This is a genomic window from Desulforhopalus vacuolatus (genome assembly GCF_016918505.1).
GTDB classification, from domain to species: Bacteria; Desulfobacterota; Desulfobulbia; order Desulfobulbales; family Desulfocapsaceae; genus Desulforhopalus; species Desulforhopalus vacuolatus.
Window position 1 is genome coordinate 185810 of sequence record NZ_JAFFPZ010000002.1, and the last position, 16248, is coordinate 202057.

At 51.2% G+C, this 16248-nt stretch carries 11 protein-coding genes; 10 read left to right on the plus strand and 1 reads right to left on the minus strand.

From position 1 onward, the window contains the following. Positions 1-62: 62 nt before the first annotated feature. From JWG39_RS02495 to JWG39_RS02525, 7 genes are all read left to right on the plus strand, one after another. Positions 63-809 carry a tRNA 2-thiocytidine biosynthesis TtcA family protein gene (locus JWG39_RS02495; protein ID WP_205217774.1) on the plus strand — a complete coding sequence of 249 codons (747 nt, stop codon included), beginning with the start codon at positions 63-65 and terminating at the stop codon, positions 807-809. Then, complete coding sequence (gene asnS / locus JWG39_RS02500) at positions 778-2133, plus strand: asparagine--tRNA ligase (RefSeq protein WP_205217775.1); 1356 nt, start codon at positions 778-780, stop codon at positions 2131-2133. The genes JWG39_RS02495 and asnS overlap by 32 nt, the downstream gene beginning before the upstream one ends. 20 nt (positions 2134-2153) lie before the next feature. Beyond that, positions 2154-2870, plus strand: coding sequence for a bifunctional demethylmenaquinone methyltransferase/2-methoxy-6-polyprenyl-1,4-benzoquinol methylase UbiE (ubiE, locus tag JWG39_RS02505; RefSeq protein WP_205217776.1), 717 nt, complete (start codon positions 2154-2156; stop codon positions 2868-2870). Between the two features lie 900 nt (positions 2871-3770). Continuing rightward, positions 3771-4796 carry a TRAP transporter substrate-binding protein gene (locus tag JWG39_RS02510; protein WP_205217777.1) on the plus strand — a complete coding sequence of 342 codons (1026 nt, stop codon included), beginning with the start codon at positions 3771-3773 and terminating at the stop codon, positions 4794-4796. A gap of 31 nt (positions 4797-4827) precedes the next feature. Continuing rightward, complete coding sequence (locus JWG39_RS02515) at positions 4828-5409, plus strand: TRAP transporter small permease subunit (RefSeq protein WP_205217778.1); 582 nt, start codon at positions 4828-4830, stop codon at positions 5407-5409. After that, entirely contained in the window at positions 5409-6731 is a 1323-nt protein-coding gene (locus tag JWG39_RS02520; protein ID WP_205217779.1) for a TRAP transporter large permease, read from the plus strand. Before JWG39_RS02515 ends, JWG39_RS02520 begins: the two co-directional genes overlap by 1 nt. 732 nt (positions 6732-7463) lie before the next feature. Beyond that, positions 7464-7970 (plus strand): universal stress protein, encoded by a 507-nt coding sequence (locus JWG39_RS02525; RefSeq protein WP_240191946.1) that lies wholly within the window; start codon positions 7464-7466, stop codon positions 7968-7970. 117 nt (positions 7971-8087) lie between these two features. Here the strand turns inward: JWG39_RS02525 and JWG39_RS02530 are convergent, their stop codons facing one another. After that, positions 8088-9104: a hypothetical protein gene (locus tag JWG39_RS02530; protein WP_205217780.1), complete on the minus strand. Its 1017-nt coding sequence runs from the start codon at positions 9102-9104 to the stop codon at positions 8088-8090. 14 nt (positions 9105-9118) lie between these two features. Between JWG39_RS02530 and JWG39_RS02535 the strand changes: the two genes are divergently transcribed. The 3 genes from JWG39_RS02535 to recB are packed head-to-tail and all read left to right on the plus strand — an operon-like array spanning position 9119 to position 16247. Next, entirely contained in the window at positions 9119-9415 is a 297-nt protein-coding gene (locus JWG39_RS02535; RefSeq protein ID WP_205217781.1) for a hypothetical protein, read from the plus strand. After that, positions 9412-12696, plus strand: a complete 3285-nt coding sequence (gene recC, locus JWG39_RS02540) for an exodeoxyribonuclease V subunit gamma (protein ID WP_205217782.1) — start codon at positions 9412-9414, stop codon at positions 12694-12696. Before JWG39_RS02535 ends, recC begins: the two co-directional genes overlap by 4 nt. Continuing rightward, a complete protein-coding gene (recB, locus tag JWG39_RS02545; protein WP_205217783.1) occupies positions 12696-16247 on the plus strand; it encodes an exodeoxyribonuclease V subunit beta in 3552 nt (1183 codons plus the stop codon). The genes recC and recB overlap by 1 nt, the downstream gene beginning before the upstream one ends. The last annotated feature ends 1 nt before the right edge of the window (position 16248 follow it).

Here is a 16248-nt window from a genome sequence, read left to right on the forward strand (position 1 = left end):
TAAATAACTTTTAATCCCGCCCGGCCCGTAAGGGGAGGCGGGTTTTTTTTATCTGAAAAAGAATGAAACAAACCATTCCCCAAAAGCTGCGTCGTAAACTCGGCCGAGCCATGCACGATTATGCCATGTTTGAAGAGGGGGACCGTATTCTGCTGGCCGTCTCCGGCGGGGTGGACAGCCTTGTCCTTGCCGGAATACTCAAGATCTGGCAGGCCCGTGCTCCCATCACCTTTGAACTGCAGTGTGTTCATATTAACCATGGTTACACGGGGGGAGGCGGCCCTGAAAACACCATTGCCCCTCAGCTGGCGAAATTTGGTCTCTCCCTTGAGATTTATGCGGAACGGGAACTCCCCGGAGAGCGAAGCTGTTTCCTCTGCGCGCGCCATCGTCGCAGCCAGCTTTTTGATCTCGCGGAAAAATACGGCTGCAGTAAAATCGCTTTCGGTCATCATCGGGATGACCTTATTGAAACCTTCATGCTGAACGCCTTTTACTGCGGGAGTCTCTCCACCATGCTTCCGAAGCAGGAGCTTTTCAATGGGACTCTTGCCCTTGTTCGGCCGATGGCTTATCTTGATAAAACCAATGTCAGGGCTCTGGCCGTCGACTGGAAACTGCAGCCGGTGAGCAACCTCTGTCCTTTTGCCGAAGAGACCCGCCGCGAGCGGGTTCGTCGTTTCCTTGATAAATTTTATGCGGAGGAGCCGCAGGCGAGGGCCTCTCTCTTTGCCGCTCTCTCAAATGTTCGACAGGATTATCTTCTCAAGGTGAATCATGAAGTTGCGCATCAAAAACATTCTGAATAAACCGCCCCTCGGTGAGACTCTCACCCTCTGCGGCTGGCTCCGCACCCGTCGTGATACCGGTGGCTTTTCCTTTCTCGAGCTTAACGACGGGTCCTGCCTGAGCGGTCTGCAGGTGATTGCCGATGCCTCTCTGGCCAACTATGACAGCGACATCAAAACCCTCAACACCGGAGCCAGCCTGCAGATTACCGGTGAACTGAAAGAGAGCCCGGCTCAAGGACAGGTGGTGGAAATGCATGCCACTTCGGTAGAGGTGGTGGGCGTTTCATGTCCTGATTATCCCCTGCAGAAAAAACGACACAGCTTTGAATTCCTGCGGGAGATGAGCCATCTGCGGCCGCGTACCAATGCCCTCGGTGCCGTTGGCAGAGTGCGTTCGCGTCTTGGATACGCAGTGCACAATTTTTTTCAGGAACGTGATTTTATTTTCCTCCATACCCCGATCATCACGACCTCCGATTGCGAAGGGGCGGGAGAGATGTTTCAGGTGCGCACCGGGCATGAACACGGCAGTGAAAGCCATTTCTTTGGTCACCCTGCAGGGCTGACGGTGAGCGGACAGCTTCAGGCTGAAGTCTATGCCATGGCTCTCGGAGACGTCTATACCTTCGGCCCCACCTTCCGTGCGGAAAACTCCAATACCTCGCGCCACCTTGCCGAATTCTGGATGATCGAACCAGAGATGGCTTTCTGTGACCTGCAGTGCAATATGGAGGTTGCCGGTGATATGCTCAAGTATCTCATCGCGGATGTCCTTGAACACTGCGTTGAGGATATGCAGCTTTTTAACAACTTTATTGAAAAGGGACTGCTGGAGAAATTGAAATCGGTGGTGGAAAAAGATTTTGTCCATCTCCCCTACACCGAGGCCATTGAGCTGTTGGAAAAATCCGGCCGCTCCTTTGACTATCCGGTGAAGTGGGGAATCGACATGCAGTCGGAGCATGAACGCTATCTCTGCGAGGAGGTGTTCAGCTGTCCGCTCATCGTTACCGACTATCCCGCTGCCATCAAACCGTTTTATATGCGCATGAATGATGATGGCCGCACCGTCGCTGCCATGGATATTCTCGTGCCCGGGATCGGTGAAATCGTTGGTGGCAGCCAGCGGGAGGAGCGCCTGAAAGTGCTGGAAGCCCGGATGAAAGAGGCGGGGCTGTCTCTTGAAGAGTATGACTGGTATCTTGACCTGCGCCGCTATGGTTCTGCCCCTCACTCGGGCTTTGGCCTTGGCTTTGAACGCCTCGTGCAGTTTGTCACCGGCATGAGCAACATTCGTGAAACTATTCCATTTCCGCGTACTCCGGGATTCGCACCCTGCTGAGAGAAGGACTCCTGCAACTCATGACAGAAAATAAAGAGACAAACCAGGGCCGGGGACCGGCAGTACGCAATATGTTCGATGCTATCGCCGGTCGTTACGACCTGATGAATCGAGTGATGACCTTTGGTCAGGACCAGCGCTGGCGACGCCACGTGGTAGCCGAGGCTGGTGATCCGGGAGAGGGAAAGGTTCTCGATCTTGCCACGGGGACCGGTGACATCGCTGCCCTTATGGCTGTCAGTCACCCGCGCTGCGAGGTTATCGGCGGAGATTTCTCCGCCGGGATGCTTGCCGAAGCAAAGCGGCGGTTTCCCTCTTCACGTATCAGCTGGCAGGTGTGCGATGCCAACGCGCTCCCTTTTGCCGACAACAGCTTTGAGGCGGTTACCTTTGGTTATCTTCTGCGCAATGTGGATGACTCTCTCAAGGTTCTGCGCGAGGTTCATCGTGTGCTGGTACCGGGGGGCAGGGTTGTCTGTCTTGATACCACCCCGCCACGGAAAAATCTGCTCTATCCCTTTATCCGCCTCTATCTCCGCTTCGGTATCCCACTGCTCGGCAGGATGCTGGCTGGCGATGAAGATGCGTACGCCTATCTCACGGGTTCTACCCTGGCTTTTCACGATGCCGAAACACTCTCTTCCATTTTTCGTCAGGCCGGGTTCGACAGGGTGAGTTACCGCCGTTTCATGTGCGGTTCCATCGCAGTGCACCGTGGAGTAAAAGAGGTGGGTTAAGCCAGAGTGTTCTCCTTGTCGAAGAAAGGGTACCTTGAAACAGCCTGCATTCGTTAAATGTACCCGCCCATAATTTTGATATCGGAGTCTGATGCCTGGCTCCGATGGATGCCACGCTGGAGGCTGCAGGAGGAGAACCTGCTGGTAAATGGACGATGTCTCTAATGTTACAAATATGAAATATCGTGACATTAAAAATATCAAAAACGTACAAATTTTTTTTCAAAGAAAAAAATATATGTGCTTGTAATTACTTGAAATATAAACAAAAAACACATTTCACAGTAATCTGGCGGGTACTCTGGTTAATGCTAACGTGTTAATAAAAGGTCCTTACAACCAGCTTGTGATGTGTAATATGAAACTTCAATACCCGGCGGGGTAATAACACCTTTGTTCGTTTGGCATGATATTAGCATGTTCAAGGTCAGTGGATCTTTAAAAAAGGCTTCGATCTGGCCTGATTTCTTCATGCCTGATCAAGGCATGGAAAGAAAAATTCCCAGACTCGTATCTTGTAAAAAAAATACGGAAAATCAGTATTTTGTGAGAAGGTTACGTTTTAATTTTAGCCCAATATCTCCTCTTGCATGAGCACATCATGAAACAATCCGGTTTCCTTGACTTTAATATGGCACAGGAGGAAATGTACCGCAGATCTATGAGTACCGTAGAAATTATTTCCGTGTTTTTTTGAAAAGAATTTCGTGAAGGTACGTATACCGGCTCATCGTTTATCACCGGTATAGCTTTGACCACGGAGTCTAGCGCTTACCTGGAGTCTGGCGCGTACCTCCGAGGATACATTTTTGACTGTCACCAGAAAGAGGGGGATTATTCGATCTCTCTATAAAGTAACGTTTGCGATTTACCCCTACAACCAATTACAAGGAGTAACAAATGCTGCCAAACTTTAAAATCATGACGAGTAAATTCCTCAGTTCAGCAATTGCAGTGGGCCTGGGCCTTGCTGTATGCGCTACGAATGTAGCTGCCGCAGAGCATAATTGGCGCTTTGGAAATTTGTATGGCCGAGGAACTGCCTTTGGAGCACTCTATGAAGATCTGGGGAAAAATATCGACGAAATGTCTGATGGCAAAATCAAAGTTCAGGTTTTATTTGCAGGTGAAGGTGTTGGAACCAGCGGTATGCTGAGTGCCTGCAAGAGCGGTCTTCTCACAATGGTGGCTCCTTTCCAATCCATGCATGCTGGTGAATTACCGGCCGGTATTGTTGAGATTGGCCTCCCGGGTGGTACAAGTGACACAGATGAGCTCTACTCTCTTTTTCATGACAAAGGCTGGGGACCTATTCTTGATACAGCCTATGGTGAACATGGACTGGTTCGACTGGAGCCATACATTCAGCCACCAGTTTACATTTTAACCAAGAAAAAAATCAATTCTGTTGAGGACTTTAAAGGTCTCAAGATTCGTGCACCAGGTGCGTATGGAAAATTCCTTCGTAAGCTGGGGGCCTCCCCTGTTTCTCTTGCCTGGAGTGAAATTTACACCAGTTTAGCTACTGGCGTTATTGATGGAGCTATCGGAAGTAATATGATTGATCACCGTGATGGTAACCATGTTGAAGTTGCAACCTATATGTACCCGTTACCCCTTGCAGGGGCACAGGTTCTGCCAATCCTTGTTAATCAAAAGGCATGGAACAAACTGTCTGATGATCTTAAAGCGGTAGTTATGAAAGCCACTGTTATGCATGCAAAAGCACAACTGGAAATGTCCAGAAAGTGGGAATCTGAAGCTGTCACCGAGATGGAAAGCAAAGGCCTTCTGTGGAGCCCGGAGCCGAGCGATGCAGATAAAGCTGCCTGGACTGCGGCAGGCGAATCACTCTGGGGCGAGTACGCAAATGAAGACAAATACAGTAAACAGCTTATCGAAGTAATGAAAAAGAACAAGAAATAATAACATATCAGTGGTTTGAAATATTGGGAGGATGAGCCTTGCACAAGGCTCATCCTCTATAATTTTAATGGGTGTTATTATGTTGTTGTCATTTTTACGTGGATTTTGTAAAAAAATTGATTTTATCGCTATGCTGGCGGGGTATGCTGCATCGTATATGATGCCCGTACTTGCCCTCATTGTTGCTTCTGAAGTTTTTTCTCGTTACTTCCTCAATAAACCAACAGTATGGGCTTTTGATTTGTCTCTTTTCCTTTTTGGCTATATTGCCATTCTGGGTGGAGCGTATGCACATCAGAAACGGGCTCATATTGTTGTAGATATACTCTATGTCAGAGTTTCCCCCAGAACGAAACGAATATTTAATCTGATATCGTATTCTCTTGGGATTTTTTTCCTGGTCCTGATTGTTTATATATGTCAGGAAAAGCTGGTCGATGCATTTAAATTTGGTACACGCAGACAAAGTGAGTGGGCACCTTATATGCACCACTTCTGGATTATGACGATTGTCGGCAGCACTCTGTTTATTGCTCAATTAGTACGAGATATGATCGTTGATATTTTTTACCTTTGCACGGGGACCGATTTGCTGAAAAAGGGAGAACTATAATGGGAATTGAAGCTCTTACTGGTGTTCTTCTTTTATGTATTTGTATCTTTTTTGCTCTTGGTGCCCCTGTTGCTCTGGCTCTCGGTGGTATTGCAATGGGGATAGGCTATCTCACCTGGGGGGATGCCGTTTTTAACATCATTCCAACAACAATTGAGAGTACCTACTTCAGTTTCATACTGTTGGCCATTCCTCTCTATATTTATATGGGACAATTTTTCACCAAATCCGGAATTGGTGATGCGATGTTTGACACAAGCCAGCTGCTGATCGGCAAAATCAGAGGCTCACTTGCTGTCAGTGTTATTATTGTTTGTTCCATGATTGGTGCAATGGTAGGCATTATTGGTGCAGGTATTATGACATCAGGTTCCATTGCGTTAAAACCAATGCTGGACAGGGGGTATGACAAAAATCTGGCCATGGGCGTCATTATGGCCGGTGGTGGTCTGGGTATCCTTATTCCTCCCAGCATACCAATGATTATGTTTGCAGCATCAACCCATAATTCAATTGGACGAATGTTTATTGGCGCCATGATGCCTGCCCTGGTTACAGTCGTTTTAATGATATTATATGTTGTTATCAGTTGTAGAATTTCTCCCCAAAAAGCACCTTTCACTGCAGCAGATACAATAAACCAAAAGAAGCCATTCGTCGAAAAGTTGTCTATTGCCCGTGACGGTTTTCTTGCAATGATGCTTATTGTTGCTGTACTGGGAAGTATTGTTTCAGGAATTGCCACTCCCACAGAATCAGGTGCAATTGGTGTTGTTGGTGCTGTCGTCCTCTCTATATTATTTAAACGATTCAAAGTAAAAATGTTTCTCGAGGTTGGCCTGCAGACAGCTTTACTCGTCAGTGTAGCAATGTGGATCATCTTCGGGGCGTCAGTATTCAGCAACTTTCATCTGTTGATGGGAGTACAGTCCATGGTGTCAGACTTTGCTGTAAATCTTGATTTACCGCCCATCATGATCATCATGATGTTCCAGGTCATCATGCTGCTGCTTGGATTCGTTATAGATGAGTTTATTATTGTTCTTATGTGTGCACCACTCTTTACCCCCATTGCTGTATCATTCGGATATGATCCAATCTGGTTTGGCGTACTGATGATTCTCAACATTCTTATAGCCGTTCAGACTCCTCCCTATGGTTTCGCATTATTTTACCTAAAGGGGATAGCACCTGTAGGAATCGGCATGGGAGATATATATAAATCAGTCATTCCTTTTGTCATGATTAACTTCACCGTTCTTGTATTGTGTATGATCTTCCCACAGATAGTGTTGTGGCTGCCTACCTTGATTCTCGGGTAATATGAAACATGCGCACCAGATTATTTGTAGTTCGAGGCCATATCTGCGGTAGAGCACAATACGCTCAAAGCTCTATACCGTAGATATGGCCTTTTTTTTCTCCTGACTCCCCCTTTCTTCCGTCTTTCTCTCCTTAATTCAACAAAATATTTAGTCTCAAATTATTTTGCCTTTATTCGCATGTTTAGATCTTTTATTCGCTGGCAAAAAGTTTTTCGCTGTTCCGTCTTTTGCTTTTCCCTGTCTCCCGTCTCCTTTCTCCTGTCTCCCATCCCCCTGCCTTTGAATTCGCCAATAGAAAGTGAAAATGGCATTTAGTGAGGTCACAACTTAATCGGAATGGCATAAGGTTCCCATAACCATTGACAGATCTCTCTCTTCCACTTTTTGTGAGGCCAGGTTTGACAGGGTGACTTTCCGCCGTTTTATGTGCGGTTTATCGTGGGGGAAAGGGGGTATCAGGAGCTTCTCTGACAGTTTCCTGGAGCCTGATTTTTCTGATTATTGAAGAAAGGAACCGCAGCAGATGAAATACGTGGAAAAACAACTGGAAACAGCAGTGGAAATATTTGAATTTTTGCAGGAAGTGTGGAATACTGACAAATAAGAAAGAGGTAAGGATGACTGACTTGAAGACGTTGTCTTCTATCAACGTCCCCTCATCAAGGTTTCGGGAACAGGCGCCACTGCGGTGCCTGCCCGGTGCCCTTCATCTCAAAGCGGGAGGTGTCTATGGACGGTATGATACACGAAATTACAAAAGTGGTAACTCCGGTTGACTTTTCTGATAACTCCAAAACGATTGCAGAATCTGCGGCCTACATTGCCGGGAAATTCGGGGCGGAGATGCATCTCGTTTTTGTAGTGCAGAATTTTGAAGATTATTCCGGTTTCTTCGTGCCGCAGATGACACTGCCGAATCTTGAAGGCGAACTGTTGAAGAGCGCGGAAACCAAGATGGAGTCGTTTTGCAAAGAACTTGAGGGAGACGCAACCAAAGCGGGTGTAAAAAGCCTTGTTTTCAAGGTCTTCATGGGTGACGTAAGTGAAAAAATTGTTGACTATGTCTCTGCAATTAATGCTGACATGGTTATTATGGGAACCCACGGATACAAAGGGCTGGAGAAAATCATGTTCGGTTCTGTAGCTGCCAAAGTTGTTCGTAATGCGGCCTGCCCGGTCTTGACTATTAATCCCTACACCTGCTGCTATACCCGTGCCGATGAGGATCACGGATAAAAGACAACGGTCGTGTGAATGTTGAAATATTTTTGAGCCCCTTTCCTTACGGAAAGGGGCTTTTTCTTTGGAATTATCTCTGTGTAAAATTTCAGTGCTGGTTTTTTCCCTGGAGCGTTACCCCTTCACCACCAGCATTACCCCATTTGAGGTCTCCCCCGCTGCAATCCTGCCGAAGCCACCACGAAAGAGCCTCACTTCCACAACGCGCCGGCCATATTCCGCCGCCGGGAAAGCACTCTCCAGAGCCTTCTCCCAACTGACAATGTTATCCATCTCCAGGACAGCAGACCCGTTTTGCATCTCAGTGAGCCACCGGCTGATATCTTTGACATTCTCCTGATACTGCTGATGAAAGGCGGCAATTTTCTCTATCGCTTCTCCTGCATTGCGTCCGACGAGAGCTGGAAGAGGAAAGTTCGTGACATGCACGACCGATTCCACGCTGGCTTTTTCATATCTGTTGATCAGTATATCTGCAGCATCCTCGCTGTCGGTGAGAAGGATACCATCCCCGCAGGCTGCTCCAAAGAGCGTGCACCAGGCATGAACTCGCCGGACTATACCTGATCGTGTTGGGGTGAGATTCTGTTGCACCTCCCGGAGTTCCGCAAAGAGAGATTCTTCATCTTTTTCTGCTTCGCCCTGTAAATCTTCAAAGAGTTCATGGGTATTGTCATCGAGAGTGGCAAGTTCTGCGGCAATATCCTCCTCTTCACGGTCTAAAATCTCTCCGAGGGCAAGCACCAGCCGCGCCTGCCATTGCTCCTCTTCGTGTTCCACCGGGACCTTTGTCTGTCCGGTCAGAGCCCCGAGGATTGCCCGCTCGGAGTGCTCTTCATTCTTTTCTGGTTCCGTCATGCCGGCGAGGGTCAGCGAGCTGAGCTGCCCGGCGTAATCATCCCGACGGGTGGTAATATCTTCAATCAGATGAAGAAAACGCTTCTCATCAGCGGTATCGGCAAAGGGTACAGGAACCTTCACTTGACAGAATCCCGCTTTCGTGAAAAGATTGAGGGTTTCAGAGGCTTCCCTCCGCCATCCCTGCATGATGAGCAGTTGAGGTGCAGGCAGAAAAAGCGGAAACTGGCGGATGGAACAAATGTCTGTACGGGGAAAAAAAATCATCTTCATAACACTCCTGAATTATGCAAACTCTTCGCGAAAAAATTACCTTCACTTTCTCAGCGCTGCTTTACCTTCTTTTCAACCTCGGGCAGGGAACAACACCGATAGAGATTTTTAAAGGGACGGTCTGGCAACTGCTCTCCATGTTCCCCTATACGGCTGGAGTTACCTGGGTCATTGTGATTTTTCTCAAACACATGGCGGGCAACGAAATGTTACCATGGGATCGTATCATACGCATCTTTTTCATAGTAGGAATACTTTTTGCCCTGCTGCTTGCCATTTACCAGTATGCAGAAATGGGGGCAGCTGTATGACACATGGTTTTTTTCTGCACGCCTCCAACCGCACTGAAGATCTCCTTGAGCATCTCGCCGCTGTATTGCAGAGTGCCCCGCAGAAAAGCCTGTTTGGAACTGAGATGTTCCTCATCCAGAGTCAGGGAATGGGGCGCGTTGTCTCGCAGAATCTGGCCGACCGCTTTGGCAGTTTCTGTAACTTTCGTTTCTACCTGCCGCTTAATTTCCTGTGCCATATTGCCAACCTGCTCGACCTTGACATCAGTCCGGACGGCTTCGATCGCGGGATTCTCACCTGGCGGCTCGAAGCTCTGCTGCGCGACTGCGACGGGGAAAAATATAAGCCATTGCACCGCTATCTCCATGGTGACGAGCCGTCACACCGACGCTATCAGCTTGCCAGACGTATTGCTGACACCTTCGATCAGTATCAGCTCATGCGCAGTAAAATGGTGCTCGACTGGGAGGAGGAGCGAGCCACCTTTCCCGACGGGCCGGAAGCTGTTGACGAGGAATGGCAGATGGCCCTCTGGCGGCGGCTTGTTGATCAGCCGGAGGGTGGAGCTCACCGCGCCCTGCTCTTTCAACGGGTTATCGATTTTCTCAACAAAAGCGGAGAGGGGGAACTAAGCGCCCGTCTGCCGCAGCGGGTCTCCATCTTCGGCGTTCACACCCTGCCGCCGCGTTTTCTCGAATATCTCGCCACTCTCTCCCGGCAAATAAACGTTCATCTCTACCTCCTTTCCCCCTGCCAGGGGTACTGGGGGGATATGACCGGCGAGAAGAAGGTCTTGCGCACCGCCCTGAAAACCGGTCTCGATGTTGCCGAAGGAGAGGGGGGACACCCTCTCCTTGCCGACCTCGGCAGGCAGGGACGTGATTTGCAGGAGATAATGCTTGAAGATATCGATTTCACGCTTGAAATAACTTCATGGCATGATCCGCTGGAGAATGCGGCAGAGGGCAGCTCTCTGCTGCTTGAACAGGTTCAGCATGACATCCTCAAGGGAAAAGTTACTCCGGCCCGACTCGCCGCCGACGATTCCATACGTGTTATATCCACCTACTCCCGCTGGCGGGAACTTGAGGTCCTTCACGACCACCTGCTGCAGTTTTTTGAGGACGATCCTTCTCTAACGTTGCGGGACATCGTGGTCATGGCACCGGATATTCAGCATTACGCTGCCCTGATCCCCGCCGCCTTCAATGATATCCAGTACTCTGTTGCTGATCGCAGTCTGCAGTGGCGCAACCCGGCCATTGCCGCCTTCTCTCTCTTCCTCGATCTTTTCAAGGGGCGCTTCGGCCGCAGTGAGGTTATGGAACTGCTGCAGCACCGTTTTATCGCCGGGCGTTTTGAGCTGAATGAAAAGGATGTAGAGGAGGTGACCCGCTGGACGGAGGAGGCGGGGATCCGCTGGGGGCTCTCCGTGCAGCAGCGCAGTGAGCTGGGACTTGATTTCAGTGAGGCCACCTTCCGCTCTGGACTTGACCGCCTGCTGATGGGCTTCATGATAGACAGTGACAACTTTGTAGACGGGGTGCTGCCATGGCCTGATCTCGAAGGCAGAGGGGCGTCGGCTCTTGGCGGTCTCTGCCAGTTCTTTGCAGTGATTGAACGGGCAGAGGCTGAATTCCACGATCCCCGCAGCCTTACGGCGTGGTCAACGCTGCTGCTGGACACCATGGAAAACCTGCTCACCGACACTGGTGCCGGTGAGGTGGGAGAATTGCGAACGTTGCTCGTCGGGCTGGCCGAAAGTGAGCCTTTCACCGGGGAGCAGGATGTCGATTTTACTGTGATCTGTGAATGGTTTAACGACTGCACGGCAGAGAGCTCCTCCAGCGTTGGCTTTCCCGGGGGGCGGCTCACTTTCTGCTCCATGCTGCCCATGCGCTCCATTCCCTTTAAAGCGATTTGTCTCCTTGGCCTTGATGACGGCGTCTTTCCCAGGACTGACCGTGCTGACAGCTTCTCCCTTATCGCCGCCGCCCCGCGTCCTGGCGACCGATCTCCGCGCAATGATGATCGCTACCAGTTTCTTGAGGCGATCCTCGCCGCACGCCGGGTGCTCTATCTCAGTTATATTGGTCTCTCTGAGCAGAACGGGGATGTTTTACCGCCATCGGTGGTGGTCTCCGAGTTTCTTGACCTGCTCAGCCGCAGTTATGGGGTGGCAGATATCGTCTGCGAACATCCGCTCTATTCTTTCAGTGAACGCTATTTTGATGACAGTTCTTCCGCATTCTTCAGTTACAGCGGGCACAATCTGGCGGTGGCCCAGGCACGGCAGGAGGCGTGGAGAGAGAAGCAGGTTTCGCTGGAAACAGCACCGTCTCCGCAGAGGGTTGACGAAGTTTCCCCCTTTGGCTGGTGGCGGGGTGAGGTTGAGCAGGACGAGGCGGAGTCGATTTCCGTCGGGGAACTTTTCAATTTCTACAAAAATCCCCCGGCGTGGTTCGTCAACAACGTCCTCGGAATTCGGCCGGACACCGGAGATGTTCAGCGCGATGATCGGGAGAGCTTCAGCCTCAATTTTCTGGAGAAGGCCAGAGTCAACAGGGTTCTCTTTGATGAGATGATTGTGGCTGGAGGAGCGCTGAAGGAGACGGCGGAGGAGAGCCTTCTGCATCGTCTGCAGAGTCAGAGTCTGTGGCCTCTGGGCACCAGCGGCCGGTTGAACTTTGCCGAACAGCAGCAGGAGGTACTGACGTACGTTGAAAGGCTGCAGGCTCTGAATCTCGGTGACCCGCAGCCTGAGAAGTTCCTTGATATACCGTCGACTCCGGCTACGGACAATCTTGCTCTTGGTGGTACCCTGACTGATTTCTTTGCTGGTGGAAATTTACAGCTTCGCTTTGGTAAACTGCGGGGAAAAGATCTTTTGCGGGGCTGGCTGTACCATCAGCTCAGCTGTCTTGCCGGCCTGTCCGGTGAGACCTGGCTTCTCGCAGCAGACGTAACCCTTCATTTTAACGGCGATATGACGAAAGATGACGGCGGTCTCAATCCCGGGATTACAAGTCTGCTTCGTCTCTGGCGTGAGGGGCGGCGACGTCCGCTTTGCGCCCTTGTGGAACCCGCGTTTGACTGGGCTGTGAAGGCTGTGAAAAAGGGGATCGGGATGGAGGCTGCCGCACAGTCAAAGCTTGAGAGGGATCTGGAGTACCTCTATGAGCCGGAACTGGCACTGCTTATCGGGGAAGGAGAGCCCGCCGCGCTGCTGGACGAAGAGTTTGAGCAGTTTGCCGAAAAGGTAATGGTGCCAGTCTATAAAGCGGGCATGGAGGGGGCGTGATGGAAGAGTTTGATGCGGTGCATCTCAAACTGGAGAAGGGCGTGTACCTGGTCGAGGCCAGCGCGGGGACCGGAAAGACCTATGCCATCGCCATGCTGGTCCTGCGTTTTGTCGCCGAACTGGGGTTGGAGATTGACCATATCCTCATTGTCACTTTCACCCGTGCGGCTACCGCTGAACTGCGTGCGAGGGTGCGTCAGAGACTGGTGGACGGCTGGTTGATTCTCAGCGGGGAATCGGCGGATGCGGATGCCACTCTCACCGCCTGGGCACAGACCATTCCTGATGCAAAGCGGACGGAGGCACGGATCCGCCTCAAGCTGGCTCTCGCCAACATTGATCAGGCAGCTGTCTTTACCATCCACAGCTTTTGTCAGAGGATGCTGCGAGAGCATGCCCTTGAGAGTTCTCAGCCCTTCGATTCCGAATTGCTCACTGATACCGGAGCAGTGGTTCAGGAGGTGGTTGACGACTTCTGGCGGGAGAATCTCTATTCTGTTTCAAATCTTGCAGGATCTATTCTGCGGGAAGTGGCCGGTACCCCGGAGGAACTGTTGAAGACGGTGAGTCAGGCGAAGGGAAAGGGAACACTTTTGCCGGAAACGATGCCACCCTTTGCAGAAGCGGAGGATACCCTCAACGCTGCCGTAGCAGATTTTTGTGAATGGTGGGCGGAGCATGGGGAAGAGTTGTGTGACCAGTACGCGAAGGACGAGAAGGCCGGGTTGTTCAATAAGAAGTTGAAAGATGGCTGGCCGGTTCTGCTGGACGGGCTGGCGCAGATGCGTGCCGGTACCGGCGCGCCGGAGGATCTGAGTATCCTTGATCCTGAGGTTCTCACCGAACCAGACTCCGGCCTGTTGCAGAAAGTAAAACTGAGAAAGCTGGGGAAAGAAGGTTTTTGTGAGAGTCGAATCTTTCCGCCGCCGGAGACGTTGAAAGCCCTGATCGAAGCACTTGGCACGCTCAAGCTCTCCTGCCGCTGGCAGCTTGCCGGGACGCTGCGGAAAGAGGTTCGCCGCCGAATGGGCCGCACCGGCAGCCTCAGCTATGATGATCTTATCCATAATGTTGTCGCCAGCCTTAAGAGTGACGGCGGGGCACTGTTGCAGGAGAGTCTGGCACAGCGCTTCGGAGCCGCGCTGATTGATGAATTTCAGGACACGGACAGTGACCAGTATTATATTTTCTCTCGTCTTTTCGTCGATGGAAAGCATTTGCTCTTTCTCATCGGGGACCCAAAACAGGCAATCTACAGTTTTCGCGGGGCGGATATTCACAGCTATTTCCAGGCGCGGTCCAGTGCCGATTACCAGTTGACACTCAAAAAGAACTATCGTTCCCATCCTCGAATGGTTGAGGGGATCAATCAACTCTTTAAGGGGCGTGAAAAACCTTTCCTCTACGAAGAGGAGAAACTTCCCTTTTATCCTGTACAGGCTCTTAAAGAAACTGAGATTGCCGGTTTTTCCGGACCGGACGTTGAGGAGGCCAGTGGTCTTGAATACTGGGTACTGCCGGAACCGGAAAACGGGAAACGATGGAGTTCGGGTAAAGCTCAGGATTGTATTTGTGCCCATCTGGTTGCTGAAATCAGCCATCTCCTCACTGACGACAGATGGAACATTAGCAATAACGGGGAAAATCGTCCCCTCGTACCGCAGGATATTGCCATTCTCGTACGTAAGAACAGCGTGGCTGCAGATTATGTCAACGCCCTCGCCAATGCGGGGATCCCTGCGGTTACACTGAGCCGGGACTCGGTGTATGCTTCGGAAGAGTGCCGTGAACTGCTCCTGCTGCTGCAGGCGATTCTTGAGCCGTCCAGGCAGCGTCAGTTCAAGGCGGGGCTGGCACTCCGCTGGTTTGGCATGAACGGACAGGAGCTGCGGGCTGTCTGTGAAGATGAGGATGTGTTCGGTGCCTGGCGGGTGCGCATGGCCGAGTATCAGCGGCAATGGCGGGAGGAATCTTTCTTCGCCATGATGGTGTGTCTGTTGCGCGAGGAGGAGGTGTATCATCGGCTGATCACGCAACGGCGGGGCGAACGCATTATCTCCAATATCCAGCAGTTGCTTTCGCTGGCGCGGGACGAGGCCGAGGATCGACGTCTCGGACCACTTGAACTGTTCCAGTGGCTGCGACGACGCCGCGAAGATGAGAGCAGAGAGGAGGCTGAGCTGCTGCTTGAGAGTGACGAGGCTGCAGTGCAGGTGGTTACCATGCACAAGGCCAAAGGGCTGGAGTATGGTATTGTTTTCTGTCCGGACCTCTGGCGGCCGATTGATCTGCTGAAGAGTGAAACGAACCAGATTGTTGTCTGGGACGGTGGTGACATGGTGCTCGATCTTGGCTCAAAGGAGTTCGACAGGCACAGGGAGATGGCGCGGTGGGAAAATCAGGCGGAGGCACTGCGTCTGCTTTATGTTGCTGTCACGAGGGCTAAATTGCGCTGTTATGTCGTCTGGGCGGACTGCTCTGCGAAAGGCAGAGCTCTTGACTCCTTCCTCTCTCCGTTGAGCTGGCTTCTCTTTGGGCTGCGGCAAAATGCCAATGGCCGCGTAACTCCGCTTGCCCGGGATGAGCAACTGCGGATCCTGCAACAGGCAGCGGACGGAAGTGGTACGGGGCTGCGGGAGCTGGAGAATGTCCCCCCGCAGTCAGTGAAAACGTCGCCGGGTGGAAATAAAAAACTGAGTGTGCGCGAAGTCAGTCGCAAGCTGGTCACAGACTGGCAGCGTTCTTCTTTTTCTTCCCTCTCAAGGCTGAGTGATTATGAGCATGAGGGGAGCAGTGAGACTGCAGGCGAGGAAGGGAATACTGCGTCTATTCCCCTGACCGGTTTACCTGCCGGGCCCCACTTCGGGAATCTGATCCATGGCCTGCTGGAGGAACACTCTTTTTCTGAACTTTCCCAAATTGAAAAAAATGAAAAATTTGTGAAGCGTTGCCATGAGTTGAGCAGGCGTTTCGGCGTGCAGGTGGAAACAGAAAAACTGGCGTTGCTCCTCCGGAACGTGATGCAGGGCAGTCTCACTCCGCCGGAGGCGGCAGGAGAGTGCTTTTCCCTTGCGCAGATTGCCGACACTGTCTGTCTCAAGGAGATGGAGTTCTACATGAACCTCGGCCATTGTGAGGCTGCAGATCTTGGCAGTCTGCTTGCCGCCGATCCGGCCGTAACCTCTCTGAGGCCTCACGCCCTGGAGGGCTGTCTTACCGGTTTTATTGATCTGCTGTGTGAGTATGACGGCCGTTACTATCTGCTTGACTATAAGAGTAACTATCTCGGTGACCGTCTTGCTGATTACGAGGGGGAGTCTCTCTGCGGGGCCATGCGGGCTCATAATTACGGACTGCAGTACTGGATCTACACACTTGTGCTCCATCGCTGGCTTGGCAGGCGGATTGAAAACTACAATTATGCGCAGCACTTCGGTGGTGTGTTCTACCTCTTTGTCCGTGGCATGACGCCGGGCGGTACGGGGGGAATCTACACTGCACGACCGGATGAAAAGCTGTTGCGCGAATTCGACAGAATAACAGGAAAATAAT

Bases quoted from the DNA above. Each gene is read 5' to 3' on its own strand.
- JWG39_RS02495 (WP_205217774.1), top strand. From the start codon at position 63: ATGAAACAAACCATTCCCCAAAAGCTGCGTCGTAAACTCGGCCGAGCC.
- asnS (WP_205217775.1), top strand. From the start codon at position 778: ATGAAGTTGCGCATCAAAAACATTCTGAATAAACCGCCCCTCGGTGAG.
- ubiE (WP_205217776.1), top strand. From the start codon at position 2,154: ATGACAGAAAATAAAGAGACAAACCAGGGCCGGGGACCGGCAGTACGC.
- JWG39_RS02510 (WP_205217777.1), top strand. From the start codon at position 3,771: ATGCTGCCAAACTTTAAAATCATGACGAGTAAATTCCTCAGTTCAGCA.
- JWG39_RS02515 (WP_205217778.1), top strand. From the start codon at position 4,828: ATGAGCCTTGCACAAGGCTCATCCTCTATAATTTTAATGGGTGTTATT.
- JWG39_RS02520 (WP_205217779.1), top strand. From the start codon at position 5,409: ATGGGAATTGAAGCTCTTACTGGTGTTCTTCTTTTATGTATTTGTATC.
- JWG39_RS02525 (WP_240191946.1), top strand. From the start codon at position 7,464: ATGGACGGTATGATACACGAAATTACAAAAGTGGTAACTCCGGTTGAC.
- JWG39_RS02530 (WP_205217780.1), bottom strand. From the start codon at position 9,104: ATGAAGATGATTTTTTTTCCCCGTACAGACATTTGTTCCATCCGCCAG.
- JWG39_RS02535 (WP_205217781.1), top strand. From the start codon at position 9,119: ATGCAAACTCTTCGCGAAAAAATTACCTTCACTTTCTCAGCGCTGCTT.
- recC (WP_205217782.1), top strand. From the start codon at position 9,412: ATGACACATGGTTTTTTTCTGCACGCCTCCAACCGCACTGAAGATCTC.
- recB (WP_205217783.1), top strand. From the start codon at position 12,696: ATGGAAGAGTTTGATGCGGTGCATCTCAAACTGGAGAAGGGCGTGTAC.